A 26,102-nucleotide genomic window follows, 5' to 3' on the forward strand; every position below is an offset into this window, starting at 1 on the left:
GGGTCAGAAGCCGTTCAGAAGAAAATCGAGCGCGGATTTGATCGTCCATTCCTGATCGGCCAACGAACCGACGGGTGTGCGCAGCAGCCGGGCGTCGACCGTCGTCGCGAAGTGCGTCGCGAGAAGCCAATGCTCCCCGTTCAATGTCACCAGCGGATTGAGACGCTGGACCACGGCGGCTCCGTCCGTTGGTGCGATCAAGGGAAGGACCAGCCGGGTGGCGTGAACAGACGCGAGCGGGGACTGCACGTCGACGACCTGGATGCCATCGGGCAACCGATAGACATCGAATTGTGCGGTCACCACGTGCGATATTTTTCCAACGGGTTGCCGTTCTCTTCGTACCAGCGGTTCCAGCCCTGGATGGCGGTGGCATTCTCTTCCTGCCAGCGGGCTGCCTTCGCCTTCCGGGTAGCCTCGCGGATGGCCGCCTCGCTGACCTGGGACAGGTTGATGCCGACCTCCCTCGCCATCGCCACGATGCCCGTGTCGAGCGATAGGTTAACGGACTTGCGCTTGCCCGAGGCGACCGGATCGTGCTTCATGCGCGCAGAGGCTATGCGCATGGATGATGCGCGTCAATCGGAGCCGGCCATGTCCCAGTTCTTTCCCGCCATCACCGAGGATCACGCTGCCTTCATCGCGCGCCAACCCGTGTTCTTCGTCGCGACCGCGGCAGAGGGGGCGCGGATCAACCTCAGCCCCAAGGGGATGGACAGCTTTCGTGTCCTTGCGACTGATCAGGTCGCCTATCTCGATGTCGCGGGGTCGGGGAACGAGACGAACGCCCATCTCGCGGCGGACGGGCGGATCACGATCATGTTCTGCGCCTTCGACAATCCGGCGCTGATCCTGCGTCTGTACGGGCGCGGGCGGGCGGTGCTGCCGCAGGACGTCGACTGGATGGCGACCGCGGCGGCCTTTACGCTACTGCCCGGCACGCGGCAGATCTTCGTCGTCGAGGTGGAAAGCGTGCAGACCTCGTGCGGCTGGGGCGTGCCCCATATGGCGTTCGAGCGCGAGCGGCAGACACTGTCCAAATATCATGCCGCGCACGACGATGCGGCGCGGTTCGCCAAATATGCTGTGCGCGGGCACAGCATCGACGGCCTGCCGGTGCGCAACCCGACGGTCGCCGCCTGATGGCGCTCGCCGAGCTCGGGCGGTTCGACCGCAACCTCGCCAACATCCTGGTCGGTCGGCTGGCGGCGGAGGGCATTCCGGCGATCGCGTTCGACGGCGGCGCGAGTATCGCGGACGGCAGCTATCTGCTGATCCCGGTGCGGGTGATGGTCGACACCGACGATCTGGACGCGGCACGGGGGATCGTCGACGCTGCCTGATTTTCGGGCAGCGGAGCGGGCTTGCCTCTATTTTGACCGCAACGGACCTGTTCCAATGACCTTGATCGGGTTGCTTCCCTCCTGAAGGCCAATTGGCACGCGGTTTGCGACGCGCCCTGTCGGGTCAATCGAGGGGGCATGGATGAAGCTGGTCATTGCCATCATCAAGCCGTTCAAGCTGGACGAGGTGCGCGAGGCGCTCACCACGCTCGGCGTCGCGGGCATGACGGTCACCGAGGTCAAGGGGTTCGGTCGCCAGAAGGGGCAGACCGAAATCTATCGGGGCGCGGAATACAGCACCAACATGGTGCCCAAGATCAAGATCGAGGTGGTCTGTGCCGCCGCGCTCGCCGACCGGGTGGTCGAGGCGATCCAGGCGTCGGCCAACACCGGCGCGATCGGTGACGGGAAGATCTTCGTGCTCGATGTCGGCCAGGCGGTGCGCATCCGCACCGGCGAAACCGACGATTCGGCGCTGTGAAGGGGGAATCGATGAAACTCACGCAAAAGTTCGCGGGTGCGGGCGCGCTTCTCGCCGGCACCCTCGCCGCCGCCCCCGCCTGGGCACAGGCCGCCGCGGCAGCCCCGATCAAGGCGCCCACCGCCGCGCAGATGGCGACGATGGTCAACAAGGGCGATACGACCTGGATGCTGATCTCGTCGGCGCTGGTGCTGATGATGTCGGTGCCCGCGCTCGCGCTGTTCTACGGCGGTCTGGTGCGGACCAAGAACATGCTCAGCGTGCTGATGCAGGTGTTCATGATCGTCAGCGTCGCCAGCCTCGTCTGGGTTTGCTGGGGCTATAGCATCGCCTTCACCTCGGGCGGCGACAACCACTTCTTCGGCGGCCTTTCCAAGGCGTTCCTGATGGGCGTCAGCGGCACGACCTATGCCGCGACCTTCTCCAACAACGTCTACATCCCCGAATTCGCCTATGTCTGCTTCCAGATGACCTTTGCCTGCATCACGCCGGCGCTGATCGTCGGCGCGTTCGCGGAGCGGGTGAAGTTCACGCCGTTGATCCTGTTCGTCGTCGCCTGGCTGACGATCGTCTATTTCCCGATCGCGCACATGGTCTGGTACTGGGCAGGCCCGGACTTCCTGCCCGACGCGAAGACCGATGGCGGCTATCTGTTCAACCTGGGCGCGATCGACTTCGCGGGCGGCACGGTGGTGCACATCAACGCCGGCATCGCGGGCTTCGTCGGCTGCCTGATCATGGGGCCGCGCATGGGCTACAAGAAGGAGCCGATGCCGCCGCACTCGCTGACCATGACGATGATCGGCGCCTCGCTACTGTGGGTCGGCTGGTTCGGCTTCAACGCCGGATCCAACCTGGAGGCGAACGGCGTCACCGCGGTGGCCTTCATCAACACCTTCGTCGCCACCGCCGCGGCGGCGGTCGCCTGGGCGGTGATCGAGCAGGTCGTGCACAAGAAGCCGTCGCTATTGGGCGCGGCGACGGGCGCGGTCGCCGGCCTCGTCGCGATCACCCCGGCGTCCGGCTTCGGCGGCCCGATGACCTCGATCGTGCTCGGCTTCGTCGTTTCGGGGGTCTGCTTCTTCTTCGTCACGACGGTGAAGAACAAGTTCGGCTATGACGATACGCTCGACGTCTTCGGCGTCCACTGCGTCGGCGGCATCGTCGGCGCGCTAGGCACCGCGGTCGTCGCCTCGCCGGCGCTCGGCGGCCAGGGCGTGTTCGACTATACCGTCTTCCCCGCGGCGTTCGACGCGGCCAGCTATCACATCGGTGCTCAGTTCCTGAAGCAGGTCCAGGCGGTGGTCATCACCCTGGTCTGGTCGGGCGGCGTCTCGGCGGTCCTGTTCTACGCGCTGAAGCTGACCACGGGTCTGCGCCCGGCGCCGGAAGTCGAAGCCGAGGGCCTCGACATCAACGAGCATGGCGAGCGCGCCTACAATTACTGACGGATCGGGCGCGGGGGCATAAGACCCCCGCCCCCCACGACGTTCCTCCTGCGGACGACCCTGACCCGGTACGGCGACGTACCGGGTCTTTTTTTGCCCGATCCGCGCCCGGCGCCATCGCGGCGGACATGACAGGGCCCTCGGGACGGCGAGGGCGGTGTGGCCCTCACCGCCGGCGCGCCACGGATGTGCGCCGACCACGCGGCGCCTTCGCCAAGGCGCGCGCGGATCGCGGCATCTCAGCCCTTGCGCAGGTCGCCCGGAGCGAGCCGGCGGATATCCAGCGCGTCGACGCCGGCAACGGTGACCGTGCCGAGCTTGCGGTCGCCCGTCTCGACGACGATGCCCGACGGGGTCGAGCGCAAGGCGCCCCAGGCGACCTCGCGCACCATGACCCTCTGTCCCAGTCGGCGCAGCGCCGCGACGCGCCCGCGCGCGTCGACCGCGAGCGCGCCCGCGCCGTCGGCGCCCACCACCGCCCCCTGCGTGGCGAAGCCCGCCAGCGCCGCGTCGGCGGCGGCGGCGGCATCCTCCGGACTGTCGATCCGTCCGGGCCGGCTGCGGCGCCATGCCCAGAAGGCACATGCCAGCACCGGCACCGCCGCGCCCGCAGCGGCGGCGGCGATCGGAAGCGCGGCGTCCGTCATGCGTCGTGCGGCGTCTCGGCAGAGGGGGCGGCGCCTGCGAGCGCGTCCAGCGTGGGTCGCATCCCGCCGATGTCGTAGCCGGCGGCACGCGCCTGCATCACGAGCAGTTCGGGATTGCGCCCCGCCTTCGCCGCAGCGAGCGCCCACAGGTTGCAGCTGCGCGTGCCCGATCGACAATAGGCGAGCACCGGACCGTCGGCCGCGGCGAGCGCCGCTGCCATCGCGTCGAGCTGCGGATGCGAGAAACCGGCGTGCGTCACCGGAATCGCCGCATAGGCGAGCCCCGCCTCTTCCGCAGCGGCACGGATCGTCTCGCCCGAGGGCTGCCCCGGCTCTTCCTCGTCGGGACGGTTGTTGACGATCGCGACGAAGCCGGCGGCCTTGATGGCGGCGATGTCCTCCGGCGTGATCTGCGGTGCTACGCTGACGCGGTCGTTGATGGTGCGAATGTCGGCCATGCGAGGCCTTTACGCGATCGGTCGAGAGGCGTCAGCCCAAATTGGGTGGCTGGAGCCATCCTTTGCCTAGCACGTGCGTGCGTCAGGCGGCGTCGCGGATCACCTGCAGGAAGGCATCCCCATAGGCATCGAGCTTGCGCGCGCCGATGCCGGACAGCACCGCCAGCTCCGCCCGGCTGGTCGGTCGCCGCGCGGCCATGTCGCGCAGCACCGAATCGTGGAAGATGACATAGGGCGGGACGCCGGCATCCTTGGCGATGTCGCGTCGACGCGCGCGCAAGGCCTCGAACAGCGGATGGTCGGCGGGATTGGCGACGGTCGGCGCCTCGCCGCGCTTCTTCGACCGCAGGCGCTTGGGCGGAATGACGAGCGACAGCCGCTCGCCGCCCTTGAGCAGACCGCGGGCACCCGGTCCGAATTCTAGACCGCCATGCGCGTTGGTGCGCAGGGCATCGCGCAGCAGCAGTGCGCGATGGACCGGCTTGACCAGCGCGACCTCGTCGCCGTGCACGATACCCCAGACGGACAGGGCCTCATGTCCGTTCATCAGGCTGCGGTCCGTGGACTGGCCCAGCAGCACCTGCTCGATATAGCCGGCGCCGAACATCTGGCCGGTGCGGAACACCGCAGAGAGGAATTTCTGGGCGGTCGTCGTCGCATCGACCGCGTCGGGGCTGCCCAGGCAATTGTCGCAATTGCCGCAATCCTCCGCCAGCTCCTCGCCGAAATGGCGCAGCAGGATGCGGCGGCGGCAGCCGGCGGTCTCGACCAATGCGGCGAGCGCGGTCAGGCGCGTGCGCTCACCCGCCTGCCGTTCGGGTTCGACCTCGCCGATCCGCTGGCGGGCGCGGGCGAAATCCTCCGCCCCCCAGAACAGGTGCGCCACCGCCGGATCGCCGTCGCGACCGGCGCGGCCGGTCTCCTGATAATAGGCCTCGATCGACTTGGGCAGGCCGGCATGCACGACGAAGCGGACGTCGGGCTTGTCGATGCCCATGCCGAAGGCGACAGTGGCGCAGATCACCATGTCCTCCGACGCGACGAAGTCGGCCTGGTTCTTCGCGCGGATGTGCGGCTCCAGCCCGGCGTGATAGGCGCGCGTCGGCCGGCCGATGCGCGCGAGCGCCTCCGCCAGCTTCTCGGTCGCGGCGCGCGTCTGCGCATAGACGATGCCGGGGCCGGGCGTGGCGGCGATGACGTCGGCGATCTGCTTGTTGGTATTGGCCTTTGGCGTGATGCTGTAGCGGATGTTGGGCCTGTCGAAGCCCGAGACGATCAGCCCGTCGCGCGGGATGCCGAGCTGTTGCAGGATGTCGGCGCGGGTGTGCGCATCGGCGGTCGCGGTCAGCGCGAGGCGGGGGACGTCGGGAAAGGCGTCCATCAGCGGTTCGAGCAGCCGATAGTCGGGCCGGAAATCATGGCCCCATTCGCTGACGCAATGCGCCTCGTCGATCGCGAACAGGCTGAGCTTCGCGCTGCCCAGCAGCTCGCGGAAATGGCTGGACGAGGCACGCTCGGGCGCGACGTAGAGCAGGTCGAGCGCGCCGGCACGGAAGCGCGCGATCGTCTCGGCGCGATTGTCGTCGGCGCTGGTCAGCGTACCGGCCCGGATGCCGACCGCCTCCGCGCTGCGCAACTGGTCGTGCATCAGTGCGATCAGCGGGCTCACCACCACGCACGTCCCTTCGAGCATCACCGAGGGCAATTGGTAGCAGAGCGACTTGCCCGCGCCCGTCGGCATGACGCCAAGCGTCCGCTCACCCGCGAGCACACGGGCGACCACGTCCTCCTGCACGCCCCGGAATGCCGGAAAGCCGAAGACGCGCTGCAGGGTGGGGAGGGGATCCATCGCGCGGCGATATAGAGTTTCATCCACGTGCGTGGAAGCGGTACTGGGCCCGCCCCCAACGGGCCGACCACTCAGCGTATCCTGGATGGGCGGCCGGGTGGGGGGATGGGGCCGGTACCGCGCCGATCCAGCTTTGCTGGATCGCATACGAGCCACGGCGGCCGGCAGGAAAAAAGGCGGCCCGGCACCAGCAATGCCGAGCCGCCAGGAACGCCTAGGGAGCTATCCAGGCGTGTCCGAAAAAAGGATCAGAGCGCGTTCGTCGCGGCGGCGTTGCCGGGGACGTCGGCGGGCAGCGCCTGATTGTCCGCTGGCGCATCGAGATTGCCGCCGTCGGCGACGATAGCGTCATTCCCCGCCCCACCTTCCTCGTTGAGCGTCAGCGTCTCGTCGGCCGCGGCGGCATTGTTCGCGGCGCCGTTGCCGCCGCAGGCGGCAAGGCCGAGCGTCGCGGCGACGGCGAACGGCAGGAGGAAGCGTGTTTTCATTGGTAATCTCCCTGTTGGAAATGATGCCCGCGCACACCGGCGCCGAGCAGGGTGAAGAAGGCGCGGCTGGTGGGCGACGTGGCGACATCCCATTCGGGGTGCCATTGCACCGCCAGCACGCCGGCGCCGCACGGGCAGGCGGAGATCGCCTCGATCAGTCCGTCGTCGGCTCCGGTCGCCTCGACCGACAAACCCGCGCCGAGCCGGTCGATGCCCTGTTGGTGAACCGAATTGACGCGCAGCCGCCGTGCTCCGGTCGCGGTGGCGAGCCGGCCGCTCGCGGGAAGCTCGACGTCGTGGGCATGAGCGAACAGCGCATCATAATCGCCGTCCCAGGCCCCGGGATGGTGCGAGGTGACGGGGCCGAGCGAGCCGCCGAACAGGACGTTGATCTCCTGCAGACCACGACAGATGCCGAAGACCGGCTTGCCCGCGTCGATCATCCGTCTGGCGAGACCGAGCGCAACCGTGTCGCGATCGCGATCGATCGTCTGACCGTCGGGCAGTGCCGCGCCGCCGTAGCGCTCCGGCGCGACATGCGAGCGCGCACCGGTCAGCAACAGCCCGTCCAGCATCGCGGTGAGACGGGGCAGATCGACCGCTTCCGGTATCGCTGGGATCAGGATCACGCTGGCGTCCGCAAGCGCGGTCAGCGGCGCGACGAACCGGCTGGCGACCGCCTGGACCGGTCGTCCGGCCTGTTCATTGCAGCAGACGATGCCGACCAGCGGACGGACGCCATTCAGCGATCGTTGCTGGCCGGTCATGCGGCAGGTTCCGCGAGCACGCCGAGCAGCGCGTGCGCGGCACCGCGCGGCAGCACCCGGGCTTCGGGCTGGGTCACCACCGCACCCTCCGGGACATCGGTCAACAGCCAGACATTGCCGCCGATCGTCGCGCCGGCGCCGATCGTGACGCGGCCGAGGATCGTCGCGCCGGCATAGATGACCACATCGTCGCCGACGATCGGATGGCGTGCATAGCGGGTGCGCGGTCCGTCGCCGCCGAGGCCGAGCGGCGTGCGCGCGCCCAGCGTGACATGCTGGTACAGCCGTACGCGATCCCCGACGATCGCGGTTTCGCCGATCACGACCCCCGTGCCGTGATCGATGAAGAAGCGTTCGCCGATCGTCGCACCCGGGTGGATGTCGATGCCGGTACGCGCATTGGCGAGTTCCGAGATCAGTCGCGCGACGATCGGCGCGCCGAGTGCGTGGAGCGGATGCGCCAGCCGGTGATGCAGGCTGGCGATCGCGCCCGGATAGCAGAGCAGGATCTCGTCGGTGCTGCGCGCGGCGGGATCGCCGACGAAGGCCGCGTCGATGTCGCTGTCGACGAGGCGCCGGATCTCGGCGAGCTGCGCGGCGAACAGGCGCACGATGGTCGCGGGCTGGTCGGCGTCGAAGCGGGCGTCGCTTTCGGCCTGCCAATAGCCGAGCTCGTGCGCGACCTCGCGCTCCAGCTCGGCGAAGGCGGCGGTGATGCGCGCGGCGACGAACCGATCCTCCTCGAGCCGCGTGCCGCGGAGCTGCCCGAGCCGGCGCGGGTAAAGCGCTTCGGACAATTGGATGACGATCCGCTCGATCGCGCCGAGCGACGGGAACCGTGCCTGGCGATGCGCTTCGCTTTGCCGCGCGCGCCGGGCGTCGCGTGCGGCACCGAGCGCCGCGACCGCATCGCTGATCGACGCCCCGGCAAGGGGGGGCGCGATCCCGGAAGGAAGAGCGTGTCCCATCGCCCGCGAGGTTATCCCATCGGAATAGTGGGAATAGGAAGAAAAGCTTTGTCCCGATCAAGCAGGCCTGGTCAGGCGATGGTCGTGCGGGACGCCGCCCGGGACAGGGCGTCGATCGCTGCCCACCCCTCAAAGCCGACGTGACGCAGGCGCAGGAACCGTCGTGGCGTCATGCCGCCAAGCGCGATCGTTGCCACCGGCAGCCCCCGCGCGATCGCTGCCGCGCGTCGGCCGCCGAGCGGCCTCGCGCCCGGGTGGGATCGGGTGGAGTAGACGGGGGACACTAACAGATAGCGTGCGCCGGCGCGGGCGCCCGCGATGGCTTGCCTGCGGTCGTGCGCGGCATGCGTCAGCGGTCGACGGCCGCCATGGCCGGGCGCTCCCGGCAGGTCGCCTGCGGCGGAGATGCGCAATCGGCGCGCGGCGGCGATCCGGCGGACGCGCAGGAACAGTGCATGGCGATCGGCGCGCGGCAGATCACGATGGCGGAAGACGACGCCCGCGCCGGGCGGAAGCGCCCGCAGCGCGGCGACCGGGTCGTCCGGCATGCGCGGATCAGTCATCAGCCAGGCGGCGCGCATCGGGTTCAGATTGCGGTTCAGATCGCGCACGGCGCCGCTATAGCGGCACGCATGACCGAGACCAATTCTCCCCTCGACACGACGCGCGCGCAAATCGCGCACGCAGCGAAGCTTGCCGGCCGCAAGCCCGGCGACGTCACGCTCATCGCCGTCTCCAAGACGCATGCCGCCGCCGCGATCCGGCCGCTGCTCGACGCCGGCCATCGTGTGTTCGGCGAGAATCGCGTGCAGGAGGCGGCGGCGAAATGGCCGGAGCTGCGTGCGGCCTATCCCGGCGTCGAACTGCATCTCGTCGGTCAACTGCAATCGAACAAGGCCGACGAGGCGGTGGCGCTGTTCGACGCGATCCACAGCGTCGATCGGCCCTCGCTCGTCGACGCGCTGGCGAAGGCGATGGACAAGGCCGGACGCCGTCCCGCCTGCTTCGTCCAGGTCAATATCGGCGAGGAAGCGCAGAAGGGCGGATGCGCGATTCCCGACCTGCCGGCTTTGATCGACCAGGCCAAGGCCGTGGGTCTGCCGGTCGCCGGGCTGATGTGCGTCCCCCCGGCAGACGTCGAGCCCGCGCCCTATTTCGCACTGCTCGCCAAGCGGGCGCGCGATCATGGGCTGGACGGGCTCAGCATGGGCATGTCGGCGGACTATGCGACGGCGGTGACGCTGGGCGCGACGCATGTGCGGGTGGGCAGCGCCCTGTTCGGCGCGCGCGGGAGCGCGACGGCGTGAGGTTCGAGGGTATCCTGTTCGATTTCGACGGCGTGCTGATCGAAAGCGAATATGCGGGCAACCGGCACCTCGCCGAATTGCTCACCGCGGCCGGCCATCCGACGACGCCGGAGGATTCGATGGCGCAGTTCATGGGTCTGTCGGGCGAGGATTTTCGCGATGCCATCCGGCGCTGGATCGGCGGGCCGCTGCCGGCGAACTTCGAGGCGGCGCGCGCCGCCGAGGATGCGCGCGCCATGGCGGAGGGCGTCGGCGCGGTCGAAGGCGCGGTCGCGTTCGTCCGGTCGCTGCCGCGCGACCTGCCCAAGGCGGTCGTCTCGTCCAGCCATACCGCGTGGATCCGCCGCCACCTCGACCATATCGGCCTAGGCGACGCGTTCGGCGACCATGTCTACAGCGGTCGCGAGCATGTCGCGAAGGGCAAGCCGGCGCCCGACCTCTATTGGTACGGCGCGAAGGCGATCGGCGTGCCGATCGAACGCTGCGCGATCCTGGAGGATTCGCCGGTCGGCGCGACGGGGGCGGTCGCGTCCGGCGGCTATGTCATCGGCGTGTGCGCCGGCACGCATTGCGGCATCGGCCACGCCGACCGGCTGCGTGCGATCGGCGTCGATGCGATCGCGGCGGATTTCGCGGCGGTGGCGACGCTGGTGGGGCTGTGAGTCCCGCCTACAGCTTGGGACCCGCCACCGCCGCGCGCGACTTCTTGGGCAGGTCCTTGAACAGCGCGACCAGCGCCGGATTGCGCGCGTCGCGAATCGCGTAGTCGCGCGCCGACATGCCGGCAAGATTGTCGGTCTGATCCGGATCGGCGCCCTTCGCGAGCAGGACGCGGGTGAGTTCGACGTCGCGATTGTTGACCGCCAGGATCAGCGGCGTCTGCCCCTGGCCGTTCGCGAGATTCGGATTGGCCTTGTAGCCGAGCAGCAGCGAGACGAGATCCTCGCGCCCCGCCATCACCGCCAGGATCAGCGGCGTATTGCCCTTCGCGTCGCGGATGTTCGGGTCAGCCTTATGCTGCAGCAGATATTGCATGTAGAGCGTGCCGGCGTGGCTGGTCAGGATGTGCAGCGCCCCCTTGCCGGTGGTCACCTGCTTGGTGTTGATGATCGTGCTGCCCGGCGCCTCGATCATGTCGGTGACCGTCTTGCCGTCCTCCTTGTCGATCGCCGACAGGAATTTGTAGCTTTCCGACTGCTGCTGCGCGGCGACGGGAACGGCGGTGGCGGCAAGAACGGCGGCGGGGATGGCGGCGGAGAGAAGGCGGCGGGCGTTCATCGATGGTCCCTTGGCAAAGACGGGCGCGCAAGCGGGCTTGCCCGGCCGTCGGTAACAGATCATGGCTGGCGCGGTCATGAACATTCTGCGTCGCCTCCCGCTCGCCGCCGCGCTTCTCCTCGCCGCCTGCCACGGCGGCAGCGCCAAACCCGGGGAGCCGCCGCTCGCCGGCGCGAAGATCGGCGGGGCGTTTTCGCTGACCGATCAGGACGGGCATCAGGTCACCGACCGCAGCTTCGCCGGCAAGTACCGGATCATGTACTTCGGCTACACCTTCTGCCCCGACGTGTGTCCGACCGACATGGCGACGGTCGGGCAGGCGATGGCGCTGCTGGCGAAGAAGGACCCGGCCCTTGCGGCGAAGGTCGTGCCGGTGTTCGTCACCGTCGATCCGGAGCGCGACACGCCGGCGGTGCTCAAGCGGTTCGTCGCGGCCTTCTCGCCGGCGATGGTTGGACTGACCGGCAGCCCCCATGCGATCGCCGCGCTGGCGCAGGCTTATGGCGTCTTTTCGGGCAAGGGCGAGACGCAGCCGGGCGGCGGCTACCTGGTGAACCACAGCCGCGCCACCTATCTGATGGATCCGGACGGCAAGCCGCTGGCGCTGCTGCCCGCCGACAAGGGGCCACAAGCGGTGGCCGACGAGATCGAACGCTGGGCGAAATGACGAAATTCTGGGAGCTGCCGATCGAGCAGCTCGACCGCGGGCAATGGGAAGCCTTGTGCGACGGCTGCGGCAAATGCTGCATCCACAAGCTGGAGGACGAGGAGACGGGCGAGGTCTTTCCGACCAACGTCGCCTGCCGCCTTCTCGACCGGCGCACCGGCTTCTGCTCCGACTACAAGCATCGCCGCGCCTATGTGCCGGAATGCGTGCGGCTGACCGCGGGCAACGTCCGCGGCATCGACTGGCTGCCGTCGACCTGTGCCTATCGGCTGCGCGCCGAGGGGCGGCCGCTGCCAGACTGGCATTATCTGATCTCCGGCGACCGCGAGAGCGTGCATGCGGCGGGACAGTCGGTGCGCGGCTGGACGGTCAGCGAGGACGAAGTCGGCGATCTCGAAAACCACGTCGTCGATCGCGCGCTGTAGGACGGACGGCGTGACGGACATCGAGGTCGTCCGCCACCCGACCGCGCGGCGCATCCGGCTGGTCGTCGACCCGGCGAGCGGCACCGTACGACTGGTGCTGCCAAGGCACGCGGCGATGAAACCGGCCCTCGCCTGGGCACAGGACAAGGCGGACTGGATCGCCGCCCAGCGCGCGGCCCTGCCGCAGGCGGTGCCGTTCGTACCCGGCGCGGTGCTGAGCGTGGCCGACGAGACGCTGACGATCGGCTGGACGGCGGGCAGCCGGCGGCGCGTCGAGCGGATCGGCGACACGTTGTCGCTGTCCGGCCCGATCGAGACACTGCCCCGCCGGGTCGAAGCGTGGCTGCGCGCGCGGGCACTCGAGACGCTGGCCGCGGAGACCGCGCATTATGCCGCCAAAGCGGGCGTCACCGTGTCGAAGGTCGCGATCGGGGACGCGCGCGGGCGTTGGGGTAGCTGCGCGGGGGACGGAACGATCCGTTACAGCTGGCGGCTGATCCTCGCCCCCGCGTGGGTGCGCCGCGCGACCGTCGCGCACGAGGTGGCGCATCGCGTCCACATGGACCATTCGCCCGCCTTCCACGCGGTGGTCGCGCGGCTCTACGAGGGCGATGCGACCGCCGCGCGCGCCTGGCTGCGGACGCACGGCGCGGCGCTTCACTGGGTTGGTCGGTCGTCCGGCTGACGCTGCGGCGGCGGCAGGTCGCCGCGCGGTAGCGGCTGGCGGACCGGTGGAGGCGCGTTGCGGCGGTCGTCGCGGGGAGCGGCGTCGCGGCCCGTGACCCGATCGATCAGGTCGTCGAGCTGCTGTTGCGGCTGTGTCCGCGACGGCGGGCCGGGCTGCGGAGCCGGCGTGCTGCCGTCACCGTCCTGCTCGTCGCCGACCGTCGCCTGGGGGGGGAGCGGGTTGCCGTCCGGATCGACCATCGCGGCGCCATTGTCCGGCTGGCCGAAATAGCTCTCCTCGTCCGGCTCCAGCTGCCATTCCGGCAAGGTCACCTGCGTATCGAACTGTTCGATCGGGCGGTTCGCGACCGCCTGCTTCATATAGTCGGCGAAGGCGCGCGCCGGCGCGGTGCCGCCGTGCAGCCCGGAAACCGGGCGCGCGTCGTCGCGGCCCATCCAAACGCCCGTTGTCAGCCCCGACGAGAAGCCGAGGAACCAGCCATCCTTCAGCGAGGTCGTCGTGCCCGTCTTGCCCGCGACCGGGCGGCCGATCTGCGCGGCGCGGCCGGTGCCGGTGTTCACCGTGGTCTGCAGCAGGTCGATCATCTCGGCCGCGACATAGGGGGCGACCAGCACGTGGCTGCGATCGACTTCGTGCGTGTAGATCGTCTGGCCGTTGGCGGTGACCCGGGTGATGCCATAGGGCGCGATGGCGACGCCCTTCGCGCCGACGCTGGCGAAGGCGCGCGTCATGTCGATCAGCCGCACGTCCGACGTACCAAGCACCATTGCGGGATGGGTGTTGATCGGGGTCGTGATGCCGAAACGCCGAGCCATGTCGGCGACGGTGGTGAAGCCCACCTCCTGCCCCAGCTTGGCCGCCACGGTGTTGAGCGAATAGGCGAATGCGGTGCGCAGGCTGACGGGGCCGGAATTATGGCGCGAATCGTTGCGCGGGCTCCAGCCGTCGATCGTCACGGGCTCGTCGACGATCGTGTCCTCGGGCTTGTGACCGGCTTCCAGCGCCGCGAGGTAGACGAACAGCTTGAACGCCGAGCCCGGCTGGCGCACCGCCTGCGTGGCGCGATTGTAGATCGAGGTGATGTAATCCTTGCCGCCGACCATCGCGCGCACGGCGCCGTCACGGTCGAGGCTGACCAGCGCGCCCTGCACGCCGTCGGGCGCATTGGCGCGGATCGCGGCGTCGGCCGCCTTCTGCATCGCCGGGTCGAGCGTCGTCCATACCTCGAGCGGCGCCTGCGTCTCGTCGATCAGCGTATCGAGCTGCGGCAGCGCCCAGTCGGTGAAGTAGCGCGCCGAATTCTGCTGCTTTTCCGGCGTCAGCTTGAGGTCGGCGACGTCCGCCGCGTCCGCTTCCGCCTGGGAGATGTCGCCGGCGCGCACCATCTGCTGCAGCACGACCCCGGCGCGCCCCTTGGCCGCATCGACGTCCGCGGTCGGCGAATAGTTGGACGGCGCCTTGACGAGGCCGGCGATCACCGCAGCCTCGCCGAGGCTCAAGCTGTTCGCACTGTGACCGAAGAATTTGCGGGAGGCCGCGTCGATCCCATAGGTGCCGCCGCCATAGTACATCTTGTTCAGATACAGCTCGAGGATCTCGTCCTTCGAAAATTTGCGCTCGAGCGCCAGCGCGAGGATCCATTCCCGGAACTTGCGGCCGAACTTCTTCTGGTTGTTCAGGAAGACGTTGCGCGCCAGCTGCTGCGTGATGGTCGAGCCGCCCTGCACCCAGTGGCCGCGTTCGTAGCGGACCTGGACCGACCGGAGGATACCGATCGGGTCGACGCCGGGATGGCTGCGGAAACGGCGGTCCTCCACCGCAACGGTCGCCTCCCGCATCACCTGCGGAATTTGGCCATAGGCCAGCCACTCGCCATAGCTCGGCCCGAGCGAGGCGATCACCGTGCCGTCGGCGGCATGGACGCGGATCATCTGGCCGTTGGGCGAGGACTTGAGCTGGTCGAAGCTCGGCAGCTGCGAGCGGGCGACATAGACGGCGATGACGAGCGCGCCGAATGCGAGCACGGCAAGGCCGACCAGAAGTTGGAGCGTGACGATCAGCCGGCGGCGCCAGGGGGATCGCGGGGCGGGGCGGGGGGTACGCGCACGGGCCATGAGCAGGCGACGCAGATACGCGCTCGTGTGCGATCCAGCAAGGCTGGATCGAGGCGGTGCCGGCCCTCACCGCCCATCCAGGAGACGCTGTGCGGGCGGCCGGCCGGGGGTGGCGGCCGGCATCGCGTCCGAGCAATCGGATCGGACTCTGACCCGCGCGGCGGCAAGCGATCAGACAGATGTCTCCGGCACCGGACGAGCGCGGAATTCCAGTGCGATGCTGTTGATGCAGTAGCGCCGCCTGGTCGGCGGCGGGCCATCGGCGAACTGATGGCCCAGATGGCTGTCGCAGCGCGCGCAGCGCGTCTCGGTCCGGGTCGTGCCATGGTGCGTATCGCTGTGATCGGTGATCCGGTCGGATGCGATGGGACGGGTGAAGCTGGGCCAGCCGGACCCCGCGTCATATTTGTCGGCCGAGTCGAAGAGGTCGAGGTGGCACGCGACGCAATGGTAAAGCCCGTCGGCCCTGTTGTCGGTGAGCGTGCCGGAATAGGCCGGCTCGGTGCCGGCCTCGCGCAGAACGTGATATTGCGCGGGGGAGAGACGCTTGCGCCACTCTGCCTCTGACACGTTCAGCTGATCCATACGCCCGTTCTTCCGCCCGATATCCGATGCGTCAAGGTCGCTGGCCGACCCTCGTCATCTGCGCCACCCAGCCGACGAGCGATGTCGGGATGACGGGAAGGAAACCGGCTGCACGGCGGCTTTCGGCCAGCCGACGCGCCGCGCCGGCGATCGCGATGGGGGCGGCGATGCGTCGTGCGAAGCGCGCCTGCCAGTCCGGCGCGCTTTCGCCGCGCAGCCGCGCCTGGCCTGCTCCGATGCCGCTCGCGATCGCGATGCCCATCCCCTCGCCGGCGAGCGAGGGAATGACGCCGGCCTGGTCGCCGAGGCGGTACAGCCCCTGCTCCGTCGTCCGCGCCCGCCAGCCATAGGGAACATTGGCGATGGCATCGACGGGCGGATCCGCCGTCAGGTCCGCGAGCCGCTCCGCCAGGACGGGTGCCTCGCGCGCCAGTTCGGTGAGCAGCGCGGCGGGGTTTCCGGCCTCGTTCAGGCGCGAGCGGTGCACGGCGAGGCACAGGTTCGCGCTGCCATCCTCCTGCAGGACGAGCCCGACATAGCCGCGGTCGAACAGGTGCAGTTCGACCCGGCCCGCCATTGCCGCGCGGTTGGCAGCGGAGGGCAACAGGCGCACGCGCAGGCCGAGCGTCGGATCCTCCCCCCGTGCGCCGGCCGGTCGTGCCGATCCGCGCAGGTCGTGCTTTCCGGTGGCGAGGAAGATCGCGTCGCCCGCCATCTCCCCGCCGTCCGCGAGACGCGCGACACCGTTCTCCAGCGTGCGGACCGTGACCCCTGTCTCCACCGCCGCGCCCGCGCGCACCGCAGCGTCGCGCAGCAGGCCGTCCAGGCGTCGCCGTGAAACGCCCATGCCGCCGCCGGGCAGCGGTGCGGTACGACGGTGCCGTCCGGCGAACAGCTCGACGGTATCGATCGGGTCTCCGCCGAGCGTGGCGGGATCCACCCCGAGCGTGGCCAGCCGCTCCAGCGTACGCCAGCTGACGAAGCCGCCGCAGATCGCGTCCGCCGCCGCATGGCGTTCGAGCACGACCGGCCGCACGCCGCCGCGCGCCAGCGTGATCGCCGCCGCACTGCCGGCCGGGCCGCCGCCGACGATCAGCGCAGGCGTTCGACGCATAGCCGGAACGGAAAGGCGCGGAAGACGCGCGCATCGGACACGCCGGCGGCGGCGAGCAGCGGTGGCCACTCCCCGGGCCGATAGCTGCGCGCGATCGACAGGCGCCCGTCGTGGCGGACGATCGGATGCCAGCGGGCGAGGCGGGCGAGCAGCGGGAAGCCGGCATGGGCGAAGGCATGACGATGCAGATCGTTGACGAACCAGCCCGCGCGCGCCTCTTCTTCCATGAAGCGCAGGAACGCGACGAGTTGGTCGCGGGTCATGTGATGCGCAACGAGACTGCTGATGACGACGTCCCAGCCCTGTCCCGAAAGATCGGCGTAGTCGCCGGTGATATAGCGTATGGGTGCATCGGCGGGCGTATGCCGACGCGCTGCCGCCTCGCTGCGGGGGTTGAGGTCGATGCCGACGAGATCGACCGCGATCCGCCGGCGGCGCGCCCAGGCGGCGATCGCGCGCAGCATGTCGCCGTCCCCGAAGCCGACGTCGAGCAGCCGCAGCCGGTCGCGCCCGGCGCTTGCGCGATCGAGGAAGGCGAGCGTCGGACGCCGCGCGAGGGTGACGCTGTTGACGCGCGCCAGATCGGCGACGACGGCGGTATAGACGTCGCCGGGCAGGTCGTCGGCGTCCATGCGCTCTTCTTCCTCTGCGCGATGGGCCAGGCTCATCCGACATGCTCCAGCGCCAGTCCCTCGGCGGCAAGGCCCGGACCGAAGGCGAGCGCGACGCCCTGTCGCTGCGGCGGCGGATCCGCGAGCATCGCCGCCAGCACGGCCATCAGCGTGACCGACGACATGTTGCCCTTTTCGGCAAGCACGCGCCGCGACTGCGCCAGTGCGTCGGGCGGTAGCGCCAAGGCATGACCGACGGCGTCGAGAATGGATCGCCCGCCGGCATGGACCGCCCAGAAAAGCTCCCCCGGCTGCAGGCCGCCCGTGATACGCGCGACAAACGCCGGATCGGCGAGCGCGTGGCCGATCCGCCCCGGCACGGCGCCGTCCAGATGCATGGCAAAGCCCTGGTCGGTGATCGTCCAGCGGATGAGGTCGGCGCTGTCGGGCAAGGCGGCGGCAAAGGGGGTGCCGAGCGCGATCCCACCGGCTTCGGACGTCACCAGCGCGGCGGCGGCGCCGTCTCCGAACTGGAGCATCGCGAGCAGCGGTTCGATCGCATGCGTGTCCTGCAGGTGCAGGGTCGACAACTCCACGGTGACGACGAGCACGCGCGCCATCGGCTCCGACCGGACGATGTGACGTGCCTTGCGCAGTGCGGCGGCCGCGGCGTAGCAGCCCATGAAGCCGATCAGCGTTCGTTCCACCGACGGGGAAAGGCCGAGCGACCGTGCCAGGATCTGGTCGATCCCCGGTGCCACGAACCCGGTACAGCTGGCGACGACGAGATGGGTGATCCCGCCGCAGTCGATCTGCTGCGCCAGGGCTTCGACCGCGTCCAGCGCAAGGGCGGGCGCGCGATCCGCATAGACGGCCATCCGCGCCTCGGTCCCGGGCATGCGGTCCGCGTAGAAGCCTCCCGGTCCGACAGGATCGGCGAGCACGGACCAGCGATGGCCGATCCCCGCCCGCGACGCCATGCGGCGAAAGACGGGCCGCATGTCGGGATCGATCCGCGCCGATGCCCAGTCGATGAAGGCATGGTGGATGTCATGCGGGGGAGTAGCGGTACCGATGGCACGAACGAAGGCGGACAACATGGGCCTTTCACTAAAAACTGCCCGCGCCGGGCGAGCCCGGGGGACAGCTTTGCATAACGCGCGGCGGCGGCGAACGCCGCATGGTGCCGCCATCGCCGGTCTTCGCGTCCTTATCCCGCCGAATGCCTCCGTTTTGAAGCAAAAGGAACCATAAACCGAATTGGCGATATATCGGAATGAACTTGTTTTTATTCGCTGGCGAATGATAGTTCGCCTATCCGCTAGCAGCCGGGGAGAGCTTCGTGGCGAATGAATCCATCGCGACGCTGGTAAAGGATCTGAGCACGCAATTGTCCGCGATCGCGGTTGAATTTGGCGGGCGTGCGGATCGTCTGGCGCGACAGACGTCGCTGTCGGCACACGCGACGAACCGCGATGCAAGCGACATCGCACGACAGTTGCTCGCACAGCGCAGCGCGCGCTTCGACTATCTGCCGGCCGAATTGTTTCACGAGCCGGCCTGGGACATGCTGCTGGCGCTGTTCGTCGCGCACGAGGAACGGCAGACGATGAACGTCAAGACACTGGTCGGGAGCGCCAATGCGCCGGTGACGACGTCGCAGCGCTGGATCGATCATCTGCACAAGCTCAAGCTGATCGACCGCGTGATCGACCCGACCGACCGCCGCCGGATGGAGATCTCGCTCAGCGACACGGGCCACGCGGCGGTCCTCGCGTATCTTCAGCGGCTCGGCGCGGACGGTCGCTGAGACCGCCGGGTCCGCATCTGACGCCTGTAATCGCATCCGATCCGGAGGATTAATCGGGCCGCTACCGGAACCGGTTCCACCGAGGGGCGACATCGCACCCGTTATGGTTCGGTAGCGGTTGATTAACCCCGGCGCCTCATCATCGGCGCCCTGATGAATGCGGGCGCTTTCGCGTGCCGGGGGGCTGTCGGTCACGTCGACCGGCCGGCGCATGCCGGCCTGGAGACGGCGGAAACCGACGATCATGGTCCGCCGGCGCGAACGCGCAATACACGGTCGGCGCAAGGGCACCATGATGCAGACTTCTCCAGCCTCTGTCACGCCGCAGGAGGCGCTGGACCGGCGTAGCGGACAACGCCACGCGCTCGTCCTACTGATCGGCAAGGTCCGTCATGCCGGTCGGGAGGCGGCCTGTCTCGTCCACGACATATCGGTGGGCGGCATGAAGGTGCGGTTTACCGAACCGCATCGCGTCGACGACCGGCTGGAGATCGAGGTGCGCGGCCTGCCGCCCGTCCGTGGCACCATACGCTGGGTCAATGGATGCAAGGGCGGCGTGGAATTCGACGCGCCGCAGGACCTCGCGCGCGTGTTCCGCCTCCGCGACGACGACGGACATGTCATGCGCACACCGCGGTTCGCGATGGAGGCGAGCGGCACGCTCCGCTTGCTCGAGCGCCGCTGGGCGGTCGACATCCTCGATATCTCGCCCGGCGGCGCGAAGCTGGAAGGCGAGACGGGCGCGGAAATCGGCCAGGCCGGCAGCATCACCTTGCCCGACCTGCCGACGCCGGTCTTCGGCGTCGTCTGCTGGACGCAGGATAAAAAGCTGGGCTTCCGCTTTTCGAGCCCGCTGACGCTCGACATGCTCGCGCGCGTCCTGGGCTGCTGCTGATCTTTTGAAGCCCTTCTTCGCCGCCGGCGAAGAAGGATGGTGCGGTCGAGAAGACTCGAACTTCCACGGCCTTTCGGCCACAACGACCTCAACGTTGCGCGTCTACCAGTTCCGCCACGACCGCACGTGATAAGAACACCGGATCGACCGGCGTCTGGCAGGCGCAGGCCCCTAGCAAAGGCGATCGGGTTGCGCAACGCCCCTTTTGCGGCTGCGGCGAAAACAGGCGAAAAGACCGGCGCGGCGGACGATCGGCCGGCAGGGCGCGATCAGCGCCCGTCCTCGCCCGCGAAGCTCAACTCCAGCCGCTTCGAATTGGATGGCACGTCGAGCTTCGCCGAGTTGAAGTCGATTGCGCCGCCGGGGGCGAGCGTGCGCTGCTGCGGCGTGATCGTCCAGCTGTAGACGATCCGCCCCTGCGCATCGCGCAGTTCGGCGCGCACGTCGGGAACGCGCTGCCGCTCGGCCGACGGATTGGTGATCTGTCCGCTCACGGCGAACAGTTCCGACCCGTTCTCCAGTTCGCGCCGCTCGATCGGATTGTCCTTGATCTTGAGCGGCGATTCGGTGGCGACCGGCAAACCCGCGCGCGACAGCAGGCCCGGCGCGCCGACCCACACGATCGCCGCGACTCCGGCCAGCATCAGCAGACCCGCGAGGATCGCGATGACCGTCCAGCGCTTCGACGGGTCGCGGCGCGGGCGGAAGGGCGGGCGGTGCGCGAAGGCGTCATAGGCCGGCGCGGTGACGATCGGATCCGGCTCGACGAAGGGCGGCGGGGGCGGGGGGGCGGCTGGCGACGGCGACACCCGATCCGGCTGGTCCGCGTCCGCAGACGACGCAAGCGGGGCTGCGGCGAGCGGTTGGGCATCGGGGATGGGCGCCGGCGGCGGGTCCTGGAACCAGCTGTGGCGGCAGTTCGCGCAGCGCACCGTACGCCCGTCGACGCCAATCGCGCTGTCGGGGACCAGGTAACGCGTTCGGCATTCGGGACATTCGAGGATCATGCGAGCAGCGCTTTACGGGAACCGGCGGCCGCCAGTGGCCACGAACTGTACGAATCTAAGCACGCGTCCGCCTGCCGTGGCAAGCTTGAAGCCGCACGCAGGTCATGCGAAGGCTGATGAAACCGGCAGGACGGCCTGCGACGGCACCTTTTGGAAGAAGCGGTCCCAGCCACGCGCATGGCGAATATCGTCCAGTTCGAGAATGTGGGCCTCCGCTATGGCACCGGGCCGGAGACGCTGTCCGACATCAGCTTCACGCTGGGCAGTGGCGCCTTCTATTTCCTGACCGGCGCCAGCGGCGCGGGCAAGACGTCGCTGCTCAAGCTGCTCTATCTGGCACAGCGGCCGAGCCGCGGCATCATCAGGCTGTTCGGCGAGGACGCGGTGACGATGCCGCGCGGGCGCCTGCCCGGGTTCCGCCGGCGGATCGGCGTCGTGTTCCAGGATTTCCGGCTGGTGCCGCACCTGTCGGCCTGGAACAATATCGCGCTGCCGCTGCGGGTCGCCGGCATGCCGGAGGAAGACCTGGAGCAGCCTGTGCGCGAGATGCTCGCCTGGGTCGGCCTGGGCGAACGCGCGGGCGCCAAGCCCGCAACGCTGTCGGGCGGCGAACAGCAGCGCGTCGCGATCGCCCGCGCGGTGATCGGGCGGCCCGAGATCCTGGTCGCGGACGAGCCGACGGGCAATGTCGATCCGGAAATGGCGGACCGGCTGATCCACCTGTTCGATTCGCTCAACCGTCTCGGCACGACCGTGGTCGTCGCCACGCACGACTTCCAGCTGCTCGCTCGCGTACCGGGCGCGCAGATGATGCGGCTGGACAAGGGACGGCTGCTCGATCCGACGGGAGCGCTGCGGTACCCACCCCCGCCGCGGGGCGAATCGTGATCGTGTTCGGCACGCGCGGCGGAGAGACCCGGCGCGGCGGCGCGGATCGCCGCGTGCTCGACGAGGCGGGAACGCTGCGCGCGATGACCTGGGTCATGGCCATCATGCTGTTCCTGACCCTGCTCGCCGCGGCAGCGGGGCTCGGCACGCGGCAAGCGGCCACCGCGCTGGAGCGGCAGCTTGCCGGCCGGATGACCGTGCAGGTGGTGGAGGGCAGCCCGGCGAAGCGCGACGCGATCGCCGCGCAAATGGCGGCGGCCCTGAAGGCGTTGCCGCAGGTCCGGCGCGTGGTGCCGGTCGACCGGGCCGAGCTGACCCGCCTGCTCGCGCCCTGGCTGGGTGCGGCCGGCGCCGATGCGGATCTGCCGATGCCGGCGATGATCGACGTCGACCTCATCGCCGATGCAGACCCGGCGGCCGTCGTCGCGGCGGTCCGGCGGATCGACGCGGCCAGCCGTGTCGACCGGCATGCCAGCTGGATGTCGCCGGTCAGTGGCCTGATGGCGACGGTCACCTGGCTGGCATTCGGCCTGGTCGCGCTGATGCTGTCGGCGACCGCGGCCGTGGTGGTACTGGCGGCTCGCGCCGGGCTGGAGACGCATCGCGCGACGATCGAGATCATGCACATGCTGGGCAGCACCGACTTGCAGGTCGCGCGCCTGTTCCAGCGACGGATCGCGCGCGACGCCGCACTTGGCGCCATTGGCGGCGGCTTGCTGGCGATGGGCGTACTCGCCCTGGTCGCGGCGCGGATCGCCGCGGTCGGTTCCGACCTGCTGGGCAGCGCCACATTGGCGCCGGCGGACTGGACGATATTGCTGCTGCTCCCCGTCGCGTTCGTCCTGCTGGCGACCCTGGCAGCGCGGATCGCCGTGCTCGCAGCCTTGCGGAAGACGTTGTGATCGTCCGCGCGCTCGGCGTCGTCGCGCTCGGCTGGTGCCTGGGCTTCGCGGCCTTCATGCTGCTGCTGCCGCGGCCGCTGGAGGGCTATACGACCGACGCGATCGTCGTGCCCACGGGTGGCGCAGGCCGGATCGATCGCGGCATCGCGCTGCTCAAGGCGCATCAGGCGCACCGTATGCTCGTCACGGGCGTCGCGCCGGGCGTACGCCCCGTCGACCTGGCGCGGGAATACGACACGTCGCCCGCGCTGTTCGCCTGCTGCATCGACCTGGGCGCCGACGCGGTCGACACGCGGACCAACGCGGAAGAGACGAAGGCGTGGGTCGCCGCGCACGGCTATCGGACGATCCGTCTCGTGTCGTCCGACTGGCACGTGCCGCGCGCGAAGATGGAACTGGCCGCGGTGCTGGGGCCGAAGACGACGATCCTCGGCGACGGTGTGCCGAGCAGCCCCAGGATGGGAACGTTGATCAACGAATATAACAAGCTGCTCCTTCGGCGTGTCGCGCTATGGCTGGGTGTCGGCCTGTGAGCGGCTGGTTGCGCACCACGGCGTTCCGGATCGCCTTCTATGGCCTATCGGTGCCGATCGTGCTCGCCTCGCCGGTGGCGGCGCTGTTCGGGCGCCGCGCCATGATCGCCCATGCGCATGGCTGGGCGCGGCTCCATCGCGGCCTGACGCGCCACCTGCTCGGCATCCACGTACGCATCGAGGGCGTGGTGCCGACCCGCGCGGTGCTCTACGCGGCGAAGCACGAGGCCATGTTCGAGACGCTGGAGCTCCAGCTGATCCTCGGCGGCCCCGCGATGGTGCTGAAGCGCGAGCTGGCGCGCATCCCGCTATGGGGTTGGGCGGCGCAGCGGTACGGCGCGATCGTCGCAGACCGGGCGGCGTCCGCCTCGGCGCTGCGCAGCATGATGCGCGACGCGCGCGCGCTGACCGCTGAGGGACGATCGATCCTGATCTATCCGGAAGGGACGCGCGTCGCGCCGGGCGCGCGGCCGCCGCTGCAATCGGGTTTCGCGGGCCTGTACCGCACGCTGGGCCTGCCCGTCGTACCCATCGCGCTGGATGCGGGACGCGTGTGGCCGCGGCATGGTGCGAAGCGATCGGGCACCGTGACGATCCGGATCTGCGCGCCCATCCCGCCGGGCCTCCCGCGCGCCGAGATCGAGGCACAGGTCCATGCCGCGATCAACGTGCTGAACGACTGAGCGCGACGGTCCGCGTCGATCAGGTCGGCGCCAGGCTCAGTGCGCGCGCCCGAAATCGGGGGCCGGGTCGTCCTGCCCCTGGTCGATGATCGCGCGGCGGATGGCGCGGGTGCGCGTGAACAGATCGAACAGGGCGTCGCCGTCGCCCCAGCGGATCGCGCGCTGCAGCATCGTGACGTCCTCCGTCAGCCGCTGGAGGATTTCGAGCACCGCCTCCCGGTTGTTCAGGAAGACGTCGCGCCACATCGTCGGGTCCGACGCGGCGATGCGGGTGAAATCCCGGAAACCGCCGGCGGAATAGGCGATCACCTCGCTCTGCGTCACCTGTTCAAGATCGGACGCGGTGCCGACGATCGCATAGGCGATGAGATGCGGCACGTGACTGGTGACGGCGAGGACGCGGTCGTGATGGTCGGCGGACATCTCCTCCACCCTCGCGCCCAGCGCCTCCCAGAAGGCGCGCACGCGGGCGGTGGCGATCGACGGCGTCGTCTCGTCGGGCGTCAGGATGCACCAGCGGTCGCGGAAAAGGCTGGCGAACCCCGATTCGGGGCCACTGTGCTCGGTACCAGCGACAGGATGGCCGGGCACGATCGCGGCGTGCGGCAGCGCGGCGCGGATCGCCGCGGCGACGCTGGCCTTGGCACCGCCGACGTCGGTGACGATCGCCTCGGCGGGAAGATCGCCGGCGATCGCCGCCGCCGCGGCGCCGATCGCCCCGACCGGCACGCAAAGCACGACGAGCTCCGCATCGATCACCGCGGTGCCGGCGGTGTCGGCCACATCATCGCACAGGTCGATGCGGACCGCCGTTTCCCGCACCGACGGATCCGCGTCATAGCCCGTCACGCGCACGGTCGGGCTGTAGGCGCGCAGGGCCCGCGCGATCGACGAGCCGATCAGCCCCAGACCGATGACGGTGACCCGCGCGAACGGCACCATGGTTATGCCTTGCCAGCCTCGGCGCGCAGCACCTCGACCACCGCGCGCATGTCCTCCTCCGAACCGATCGTGATGCGCAGGGCGTCCGGAAGGCCCTGACCGGGCAGCCAGCGCGTCGCATAGCCCGCGGCCATCAACGCCTGATAAGCCGTCTCGGCGCGCAGCGGCCCCGCGAAGGTCACCAGGACGAAGTTCGCCTTGGACGGTACGGCGCGCAGGCCGGGAATGCTCTCGACTGCATGCGCGAACCAGCCGCGCCATTCGCGATTGTGCTCGCGGCTGCGCGTCACGAAATCGGTGTCGGCGAGCGCAGCGATGGCGGCGCGCTGCGCGCCGATACCGAACGAGAAGGGCGCGCGGATGCGATGCATCGCGTCGATAATGGCGGGGGCGGCATAGCCCCAGCCGATCCGCTCCGCAGCAAGGCCGAAGATCTTCGAGAAGGTTCGCGTGACGAGGACGTTCGGCTCGATACGCGCCAGGTCGAGGCCGCCGTCGTCGTCCTCCGACTCCAGATATTCGGTATAGGCCTGGTCGAGCACCAGCAGGATGTCCTTGCGCAGGCCCGCGTGCAGCCGCGCGATGTCCGCCCTTGGCGTGTAGGTGCCGGTCGGATTGTTGGGATTGGCCACGAACACGACGCGCGTTCGGTCGGTCACCGCGGCCAGGATCGCGTCGACGTCGGTCGCATAGTCTGCGTCGGGCGCGATCACCGGCGTCGCGCCGACGCGACGCGTGGCGATCTCGTAGACCGCGAAGCCGTACCGGACGTGGATGATCTCGTCGCCGACCCCGGCGAAGGCGCCAGCCGCGAGGTGCAGCACCTCGTCCGAACCGGTACCATAGACGATCCGATCCGCTTCGATGCCATAATGCGCCGCGATCTTGGCGCGCAGTTCGACGGCGGCGGCGTCCGGGTAGCGTTCCAGCTCGGTCGCGGCGCTGCGATAGGCGTCGCGCGCGGACTCGGGCGTGCCGAGCGGATTCTCGTTGGAGGACAGCTTGATGACGCGGCGCCCATCGTCCGCGGTGGCGCGGCCGGGCACATAGGGAGCGATGCCGAGGATCCAGGGCTTGGGAGCAGGTGCGGTCATGGCCGCGTGCTCTAGGCGGGATTGCGGGGCAAGCCAATCCTCGCGGGGCGTTCGCAGGCGCGGCGCGACGCGTCTTGTATTGCCCCGCGCGCCGCCGTAGCGAACCGTCC

Annotated in this window: 33 protein-coding genes and 1 tRNA gene; 15 read left to right on the plus strand and 19 right to left on the minus strand. The window is 69.4% G+C overall.

The genetic code is table 11. The features are described from left to right. Positions 1–3 precede the first annotated feature (3 nt). Together RF701_RS11750 and RF701_RS11755 are read right to left on the minus strand one after the other, a co-directional pair. Positions 4–303 carry a CcdB family protein gene (locus RF701_RS11750; protein ID WP_210357864.1) on the minus strand — a complete coding sequence of 100 codons (300 nt, stop codon included), beginning with the start codon at positions 301–303 and terminating at the stop codon, positions 4–6. Beyond that, complete coding sequence (locus RF701_RS11755) at positions 300–545, minus strand: type II toxin-antitoxin system CcdA family antitoxin (RefSeq protein ID WP_308815049.1); 246 nt, start codon at positions 543–545, stop codon at positions 300–302. The genes RF701_RS11750 and RF701_RS11755 overlap by 4 nt, the downstream gene beginning before the upstream one ends. 49 nt (positions 546–594) lie before the next feature. Here RF701_RS11755 and RF701_RS11760 point away from each other — a divergent pair, with 49 nt between their 5' ends. The 4 genes from RF701_RS11760 (at position 595) to RF701_RS11775 (ending at position 3,272) form a co-directional block, all read left to right on the plus strand. After that, positions 595–1,143, plus strand: a complete 549-nt coding sequence (locus RF701_RS11760) for a pyridoxamine 5'-phosphate oxidase family protein (RefSeq protein WP_210357431.1) — start codon at positions 595–597, stop codon at positions 1,141–1,143. Further along, a complete protein-coding gene (locus RF701_RS11765) occupies positions 1,143–1,343 on the plus strand; it encodes a DUF2007 domain-containing protein (protein WP_210357430.1) in 201 nt (66 codons plus the stop codon). Before RF701_RS11760 ends, RF701_RS11765 begins: the two co-directional genes overlap by 1 nt. Before the next feature lie 142 nt (positions 1,344–1,485). Further along, the gene (locus tag RF701_RS11770; RefSeq protein ID WP_203309031.1) at positions 1,486–1,824 is read left to right on the plus strand and encodes a P-II family nitrogen regulator; all 339 of its coding nucleotides are present in this window, start codon (positions 1,486–1,488) and stop codon (positions 1,822–1,824) included. An 11-nt stretch (positions 1,825–1,835) separates the two neighbouring features. Beyond that, on the plus strand, positions 1,836–3,272 hold the full coding sequence (locus RF701_RS11775; protein ID WP_308815050.1) for an ammonium transporter: 1,437 nt from the start codon (positions 1,836–1,838) through the stop codon (positions 3,270–3,272). Positions 3,273–3,511: 239 nt separating this feature from the next. Here RF701_RS11775 and RF701_RS11780 read toward each other — a convergent pair whose 3' ends face one another. From RF701_RS11780 to RF701_RS11810, 7 genes are all read right to left on the minus strand, one after another. After that, positions 3,512–3,919, minus strand: coding sequence for a hypothetical protein (locus RF701_RS11780; protein WP_203309029.1), 408 nt, complete (start codon positions 3,917–3,919; stop codon positions 3,512–3,514). Then, a complete protein-coding gene (locus RF701_RS11785) occupies positions 3,916–4,377 on the minus strand; it encodes a TIGR01244 family sulfur transferase (protein ID WP_203309028.1) in 462 nt (153 codons plus the stop codon). Before RF701_RS11785 ends, RF701_RS11780 begins: the two co-directional genes overlap by 4 nt. Positions 4,378–4,459: 82 nt before the next feature. Then, positions 4,460–6,226, minus strand: a complete 1,767-nt coding sequence (recQ, locus tag RF701_RS11790; protein ID WP_308815051.1) for a DNA helicase RecQ — start codon at positions 6,224–6,226, stop codon at positions 4,460–4,462. 248 nt (positions 6,227–6,474) lie between these two features. Beyond that, complete coding sequence (locus RF701_RS11795; protein WP_308815052.1) at positions 6,475–6,714, minus strand: circumsporozoite protein; 240 nt, start codon at positions 6,712–6,714, stop codon at positions 6,475–6,477. Then, positions 6,711–7,481: a gamma-glutamyl-gamma-aminobutyrate hydrolase family protein gene (locus RF701_RS11800; RefSeq protein WP_308815053.1), complete on the minus strand. Its 771-nt coding sequence runs from the start codon at positions 7,479–7,481 to the stop codon at positions 6,711–6,713. The genes RF701_RS11795 and RF701_RS11800 overlap by 4 nt, the downstream gene beginning before the upstream one ends. After that, positions 7,478–8,449, minus strand: coding sequence for a serine O-acetyltransferase EpsC (gene epsC, locus RF701_RS11805; protein ID WP_308815054.1), 972 nt, complete (start codon positions 8,447–8,449; stop codon positions 7,478–7,480). The genes RF701_RS11800 and epsC overlap by 4 nt, the downstream gene beginning before the upstream one ends. 71 nt (positions 8,450–8,520) lie before the next feature. Continuing rightward, positions 8,521–9,060 carry a thiamine phosphate synthase gene (locus RF701_RS11810; RefSeq protein WP_308815055.1) on the minus strand — a complete coding sequence of 180 codons (540 nt, stop codon included), beginning with the start codon at positions 9,058–9,060 and terminating at the stop codon, positions 8,521–8,523. Positions 9,061–9,081: 21 nt separating this feature from the next. On the opposite strand from RF701_RS11810, the gene RF701_RS11815 reads away from it, so the two are divergent. Together RF701_RS11815 and RF701_RS11820 are read left to right on the plus strand one after the other, a co-directional pair. Beyond that, positions 9,082–9,756: a YggS family pyridoxal phosphate-dependent enzyme gene (locus RF701_RS11815; RefSeq protein WP_308815056.1), complete on the plus strand. Its 675-nt coding sequence runs from the start codon at positions 9,082–9,084 to the stop codon at positions 9,754–9,756. Then, entirely contained in the window at positions 9,753–10,418 is a 666-nt protein-coding gene (locus tag RF701_RS11820; RefSeq protein ID WP_308815057.1) for an HAD family phosphatase, read from the plus strand. The genes RF701_RS11815 and RF701_RS11820 overlap by 4 nt, the downstream gene beginning before the upstream one ends. A gap of 7 nt (positions 10,419–10,425) precedes the next feature. Here the strand turns inward: RF701_RS11820 and RF701_RS11825 are convergent, their stop codons facing one another. Then, on the minus strand, positions 10,426–11,034 hold the full coding sequence (locus RF701_RS11825) for an ankyrin repeat domain-containing protein (protein WP_210357421.1): 609 nt from the start codon (positions 11,032–11,034) through the stop codon (positions 10,426–10,428). A 76-nt stretch (positions 11,035–11,110) separates the two neighbouring features. Between RF701_RS11825 and RF701_RS11830 the strand changes: the two genes are divergently transcribed. Genes RF701_RS11830 through RF701_RS11840 form a run of 3 tightly spaced genes read left to right on the plus strand, consistent with a single transcriptional unit; the run spans position 11,111 to position 12,811 of the window. Further along, complete coding sequence (locus tag RF701_RS11830) at positions 11,111–11,701, plus strand: SCO family protein (RefSeq protein WP_308815058.1); 591 nt, start codon at positions 11,111–11,113, stop codon at positions 11,699–11,701. Next, a complete protein-coding gene (locus tag RF701_RS11835; protein ID WP_210357419.1) occupies positions 11,698–12,126 on the plus strand; it encodes a YcgN family cysteine cluster protein in 429 nt (142 codons plus the stop codon). Before RF701_RS11830 ends, RF701_RS11835 begins: the two co-directional genes overlap by 4 nt. A 10-nt stretch (positions 12,127–12,136) precedes the next feature. Further along, positions 12,137–12,811, plus strand: coding sequence for a SprT family zinc-dependent metalloprotease (locus RF701_RS11840; protein WP_308815059.1), 675 nt, complete (start codon positions 12,137–12,139; stop codon positions 12,809–12,811). Here the strand turns inward: RF701_RS11840 and RF701_RS11845 are convergent. The 5 genes from RF701_RS11845 to RF701_RS11865 form a co-directional block, all read right to left on the minus strand. Next, positions 12,784–14,928, minus strand: a complete 2,145-nt coding sequence (locus tag RF701_RS11845) for a transglycosylase domain-containing protein (RefSeq protein ID WP_210357417.1) — start codon at positions 14,926–14,928, stop codon at positions 12,784–12,786. The two genes, RF701_RS11840 and RF701_RS11845, sit on opposite strands and share 28 nt — an antisense overlap. A 171-nt stretch (positions 14,929–15,099) precedes the next feature. Further along, entirely contained in the window at positions 15,100–15,513 is a 414-nt protein-coding gene (gene msrB / locus RF701_RS11850) for a peptide-methionine (R)-S-oxide reductase MsrB (RefSeq protein WP_210357416.1), read from the minus strand. Between the two features lie 31 nt (positions 15,514–15,544). Then, positions 15,545–16,627: an FAD-dependent monooxygenase gene (locus RF701_RS11855; RefSeq protein ID WP_308815060.1), complete on the minus strand. Its 1,083-nt coding sequence runs from the start codon at positions 16,625–16,627 to the stop codon at positions 15,545–15,547. Beyond that, on the minus strand, positions 16,606–17,295 hold the full coding sequence (locus RF701_RS11860) for a methyltransferase domain-containing protein (protein ID WP_308815061.1): 690 nt from the start codon (positions 17,293–17,295) through the stop codon (positions 16,606–16,608). The genes RF701_RS11855 and RF701_RS11860 overlap by 22 nt, the downstream gene beginning before the upstream one ends. Then, positions 17,292–18,338 (minus strand): type III polyketide synthase, encoded by a 1,047-nt coding sequence (locus tag RF701_RS11865; RefSeq protein WP_308815062.1) that lies wholly within the window; start codon positions 18,336–18,338, stop codon positions 17,292–17,294. The genes RF701_RS11860 and RF701_RS11865 overlap by 4 nt, the downstream gene beginning before the upstream one ends. 242 nt (positions 18,339–18,580) lie before the next feature. Here RF701_RS11865 and RF701_RS11870 point away from each other — a divergent pair, with 242 nt between their 5' ends. Next, on the plus strand, positions 18,581–19,048 hold the full coding sequence (locus tag RF701_RS11870; RefSeq protein ID WP_203309012.1) for a hypothetical protein: 468 nt from the start codon (positions 18,581–18,583) through the stop codon (positions 19,046–19,048). 295 nt (positions 19,049–19,343) lie between these two features. Continuing rightward, positions 19,344–19,943 carry a PilZ domain-containing protein gene (locus RF701_RS11875; protein ID WP_210357412.1) on the plus strand — a complete coding sequence of 200 codons (600 nt, stop codon included), beginning with the start codon at positions 19,344–19,346 and terminating at the stop codon, positions 19,941–19,943. A gap of 37 nt (positions 19,944–19,980) precedes the next feature. Here RF701_RS11875 and RF701_RS11880 read toward each other — a convergent pair. Together RF701_RS11880 and RF701_RS11885 are read right to left on the minus strand one after the other, a co-directional pair. Further along, positions 19,981–20,067 (minus strand) — tRNA-Leu (locus RF701_RS11880). A 145-nt stretch (positions 20,068–20,212) separates the two neighbouring features. Continuing rightward, positions 20,213–20,950 (minus strand): MJ0042-type zinc finger domain-containing protein, encoded by a 738-nt coding sequence (locus RF701_RS11885; protein ID WP_210357410.1) that lies wholly within the window; start codon positions 20,948–20,950, stop codon positions 20,213–20,215. Positions 20,951–21,127: 177 nt separating this feature from the next. On the opposite strand from RF701_RS11885, the gene ftsE reads away from it, so the two are divergent. Genes ftsE through RF701_RS11905 form a run of 4 tightly spaced genes read left to right on the plus strand, consistent with a single transcriptional unit; the run spans position 21,128 to position 23,956 of the window. Further along, on the plus strand, positions 21,128–21,838 hold the full coding sequence (ftsE, locus tag RF701_RS11890) for a cell division ATP-binding protein FtsE (protein WP_308815063.1): 711 nt from the start codon (positions 21,128–21,130) through the stop codon (positions 21,836–21,838). After that, positions 21,835–22,740, plus strand: coding sequence for a permease (locus RF701_RS11895; RefSeq protein WP_308815064.1), 906 nt, complete (start codon positions 21,835–21,837; stop codon positions 22,738–22,740). The genes ftsE and RF701_RS11895 overlap by 4 nt, the downstream gene beginning before the upstream one ends. Continuing rightward, positions 22,737–23,273 carry a YdcF family protein gene (locus RF701_RS11900; protein WP_203309008.1) on the plus strand — a complete coding sequence of 179 codons (537 nt, stop codon included), beginning with the start codon at positions 22,737–22,739 and terminating at the stop codon, positions 23,271–23,273. Before RF701_RS11895 ends, RF701_RS11900 begins: the two co-directional genes overlap by 4 nt. After that, a complete protein-coding gene (locus RF701_RS11905; RefSeq protein WP_308815065.1) occupies positions 23,252–23,956 on the plus strand; it encodes a lysophospholipid acyltransferase family protein in 705 nt (234 codons plus the stop codon). The genes RF701_RS11900 and RF701_RS11905 overlap by 22 nt, the downstream gene beginning before the upstream one ends. Positions 23,957–23,992: 36 nt before the next feature. On the opposite strand, the gene RF701_RS11910 is transcribed toward RF701_RS11905, so the two are convergent. Both RF701_RS11910 and hisC read right to left on the minus strand, forming a co-directional pair. Continuing rightward, entirely contained in the window at positions 23,993–24,898 is a 906-nt protein-coding gene (locus tag RF701_RS11910; RefSeq protein WP_210357407.1) for a prephenate/arogenate dehydrogenase family protein, read from the minus strand. Between the two features lie 2 nt (positions 24,899–24,900). Then, positions 24,901–25,992 (minus strand): histidinol-phosphate transaminase, encoded by a 1,092-nt coding sequence (gene hisC, locus RF701_RS11915; protein WP_210357406.1) that lies wholly within the window; start codon positions 25,990–25,992, stop codon positions 24,901–24,903. Between the last annotated feature and the right edge of the window lie 110 nt (positions 25,993–26,102).

This window comes from Sphingomonas sp. GV3 (assembly GCF_031082075.1).
Classification (GTDB): Bacteria; Pseudomonadota; Alphaproteobacteria; order Sphingomonadales; family Sphingomonadaceae; genus Sphingomonas; species Sphingomonas beigongshangi.

Bases quoted from the DNA above. Each gene is read 5' to 3' on its own strand.
- RF701_RS11770 (WP_203309031.1), top strand. From the start codon at position 1,486: ATGAAGCTGGTCATTGCCATCATCAAGCCGTTCAAGCTGGACGAGGTG.
- RF701_RS11845 (WP_210357417.1), bottom strand. From the start codon at position 14,928: ATGGCCCGTGCGCGTACCCCCCGCCCCGCCCCGCGATCCCCCTGGCGC.
- RF701_RS11860 (WP_308815061.1), bottom strand. From the start codon at position 17,295: ATGAGCCTGGCCCATCGCGCAGAGGAAGAAGAGCGCATGGACGCCGAC.
- RF701_RS11865 (WP_308815062.1), bottom strand. From the start codon at position 18,338: ATGTTGTCCGCCTTCGTTCGTGCCATCGGTACCGCTACTCCCCCGCAT.
- RF701_RS11910 (WP_210357407.1), bottom strand. From the start codon at position 24,898: ATGGTGCCGTTCGCGCGGGTCACCGTCATCGGTCTGGGGCTGATCGGC.
- recQ (WP_308815051.1), bottom strand. From the start codon at position 6,226: ATGGATCCCCTCCCCACCCTGCAGCGCGTCTTCGGCTTTCCGGCATTC.
- RF701_RS11905 (WP_308815065.1), top strand. From the start codon at position 23,252: ATGGCTGGGTGTCGGCCTGTGAGCGGCTGGTTGCGCACCACGGCGTTC.
- RF701_RS11800 (WP_308815053.1), bottom strand. From the start codon at position 7,481: ATGACCGGCCAGCAACGATCGCTGAATGGCGTCCGTCCGCTGGTCGGC.
- msrB (WP_210357416.1), bottom strand. From the start codon at position 15,513: ATGGATCAGCTGAACGTGTCAGAGGCAGAGTGGCGCAAGCGTCTCTCC.
- RF701_RS11765 (WP_210357430.1), top strand. From the start codon at position 1,143: ATGGCGCTCGCCGAGCTCGGGCGGTTCGACCGCAACCTCGCCAACATC.
- RF701_RS11815 (WP_308815056.1), top strand. From the start codon at position 9,082: ATGACCGAGACCAATTCTCCCCTCGACACGACGCGCGCGCAAATCGCG.
- RF701_RS11755 (WP_308815049.1), bottom strand. From the start codon at position 545: ATGAAGCACGATCCGGTCGCCTCGGGCAAGCGCAAGTCCGTTAACCTA.
- RF701_RS11875 (WP_210357412.1), top strand. From the start codon at position 19,344: ATGCAGACTTCTCCAGCCTCTGTCACGCCGCAGGAGGCGCTGGACCGG.
- RF701_RS11835 (WP_210357419.1), top strand. From the start codon at position 11,698: ATGACGAAATTCTGGGAGCTGCCGATCGAGCAGCTCGACCGCGGGCAA.
- RF701_RS11760 (WP_210357431.1), top strand. From the start codon at position 595: ATGTCCCAGTTCTTTCCCGCCATCACCGAGGATCACGCTGCCTTCATC.
- hisC (WP_210357406.1), bottom strand. From the start codon at position 25,992: ATGACCGCACCTGCTCCCAAGCCCTGGATCCTCGGCATCGCTCCCTAT.
- RF701_RS11885 (WP_210357410.1), bottom strand. From the start codon at position 20,950: ATGATCCTCGAATGTCCCGAATGCCGAACGCGTTACCTGGTCCCCGAC.
- RF701_RS11830 (WP_308815058.1), top strand. From the start codon at position 11,111: ATGAACATTCTGCGTCGCCTCCCGCTCGCCGCCGCGCTTCTCCTCGCC.
- RF701_RS11780 (WP_203309029.1), bottom strand. From the start codon at position 3,919: ATGACGGACGCCGCGCTTCCGATCGCCGCCGCCGCTGCGGGCGCGGCG.
- ftsE (WP_308815063.1), top strand. From the start codon at position 21,128: ATGGCGAATATCGTCCAGTTCGAGAATGTGGGCCTCCGCTATGGCACC.
- epsC (WP_308815054.1), bottom strand. From the start codon at position 8,449: ATGGGACACGCTCTTCCTTCCGGGATCGCGCCCCCCCTTGCCGGGGCG.
- RF701_RS11825 (WP_210357421.1), bottom strand. From the start codon at position 11,034: ATGAACGCCCGCCGCCTTCTCTCCGCCGCCATCCCCGCCGCCGTTCTT.
- RF701_RS11785 (WP_203309028.1), bottom strand. From the start codon at position 4,377: ATGGCCGACATTCGCACCATCAACGACCGCGTCAGCGTAGCACCGCAG.
- RF701_RS11795 (WP_308815052.1), bottom strand. From the start codon at position 6,714: ATGAAAACACGCTTCCTCCTGCCGTTCGCCGTCGCCGCGACGCTCGGC.
- RF701_RS11855 (WP_308815060.1), bottom strand. From the start codon at position 16,627: ATGCGTCGAACGCCTGCGCTGATCGTCGGCGGCGGCCCGGCCGGCAGT.
- RF701_RS11775 (WP_308815050.1), top strand. From the start codon at position 1,836: ATGAAACTCACGCAAAAGTTCGCGGGTGCGGGCGCGCTTCTCGCCGGC.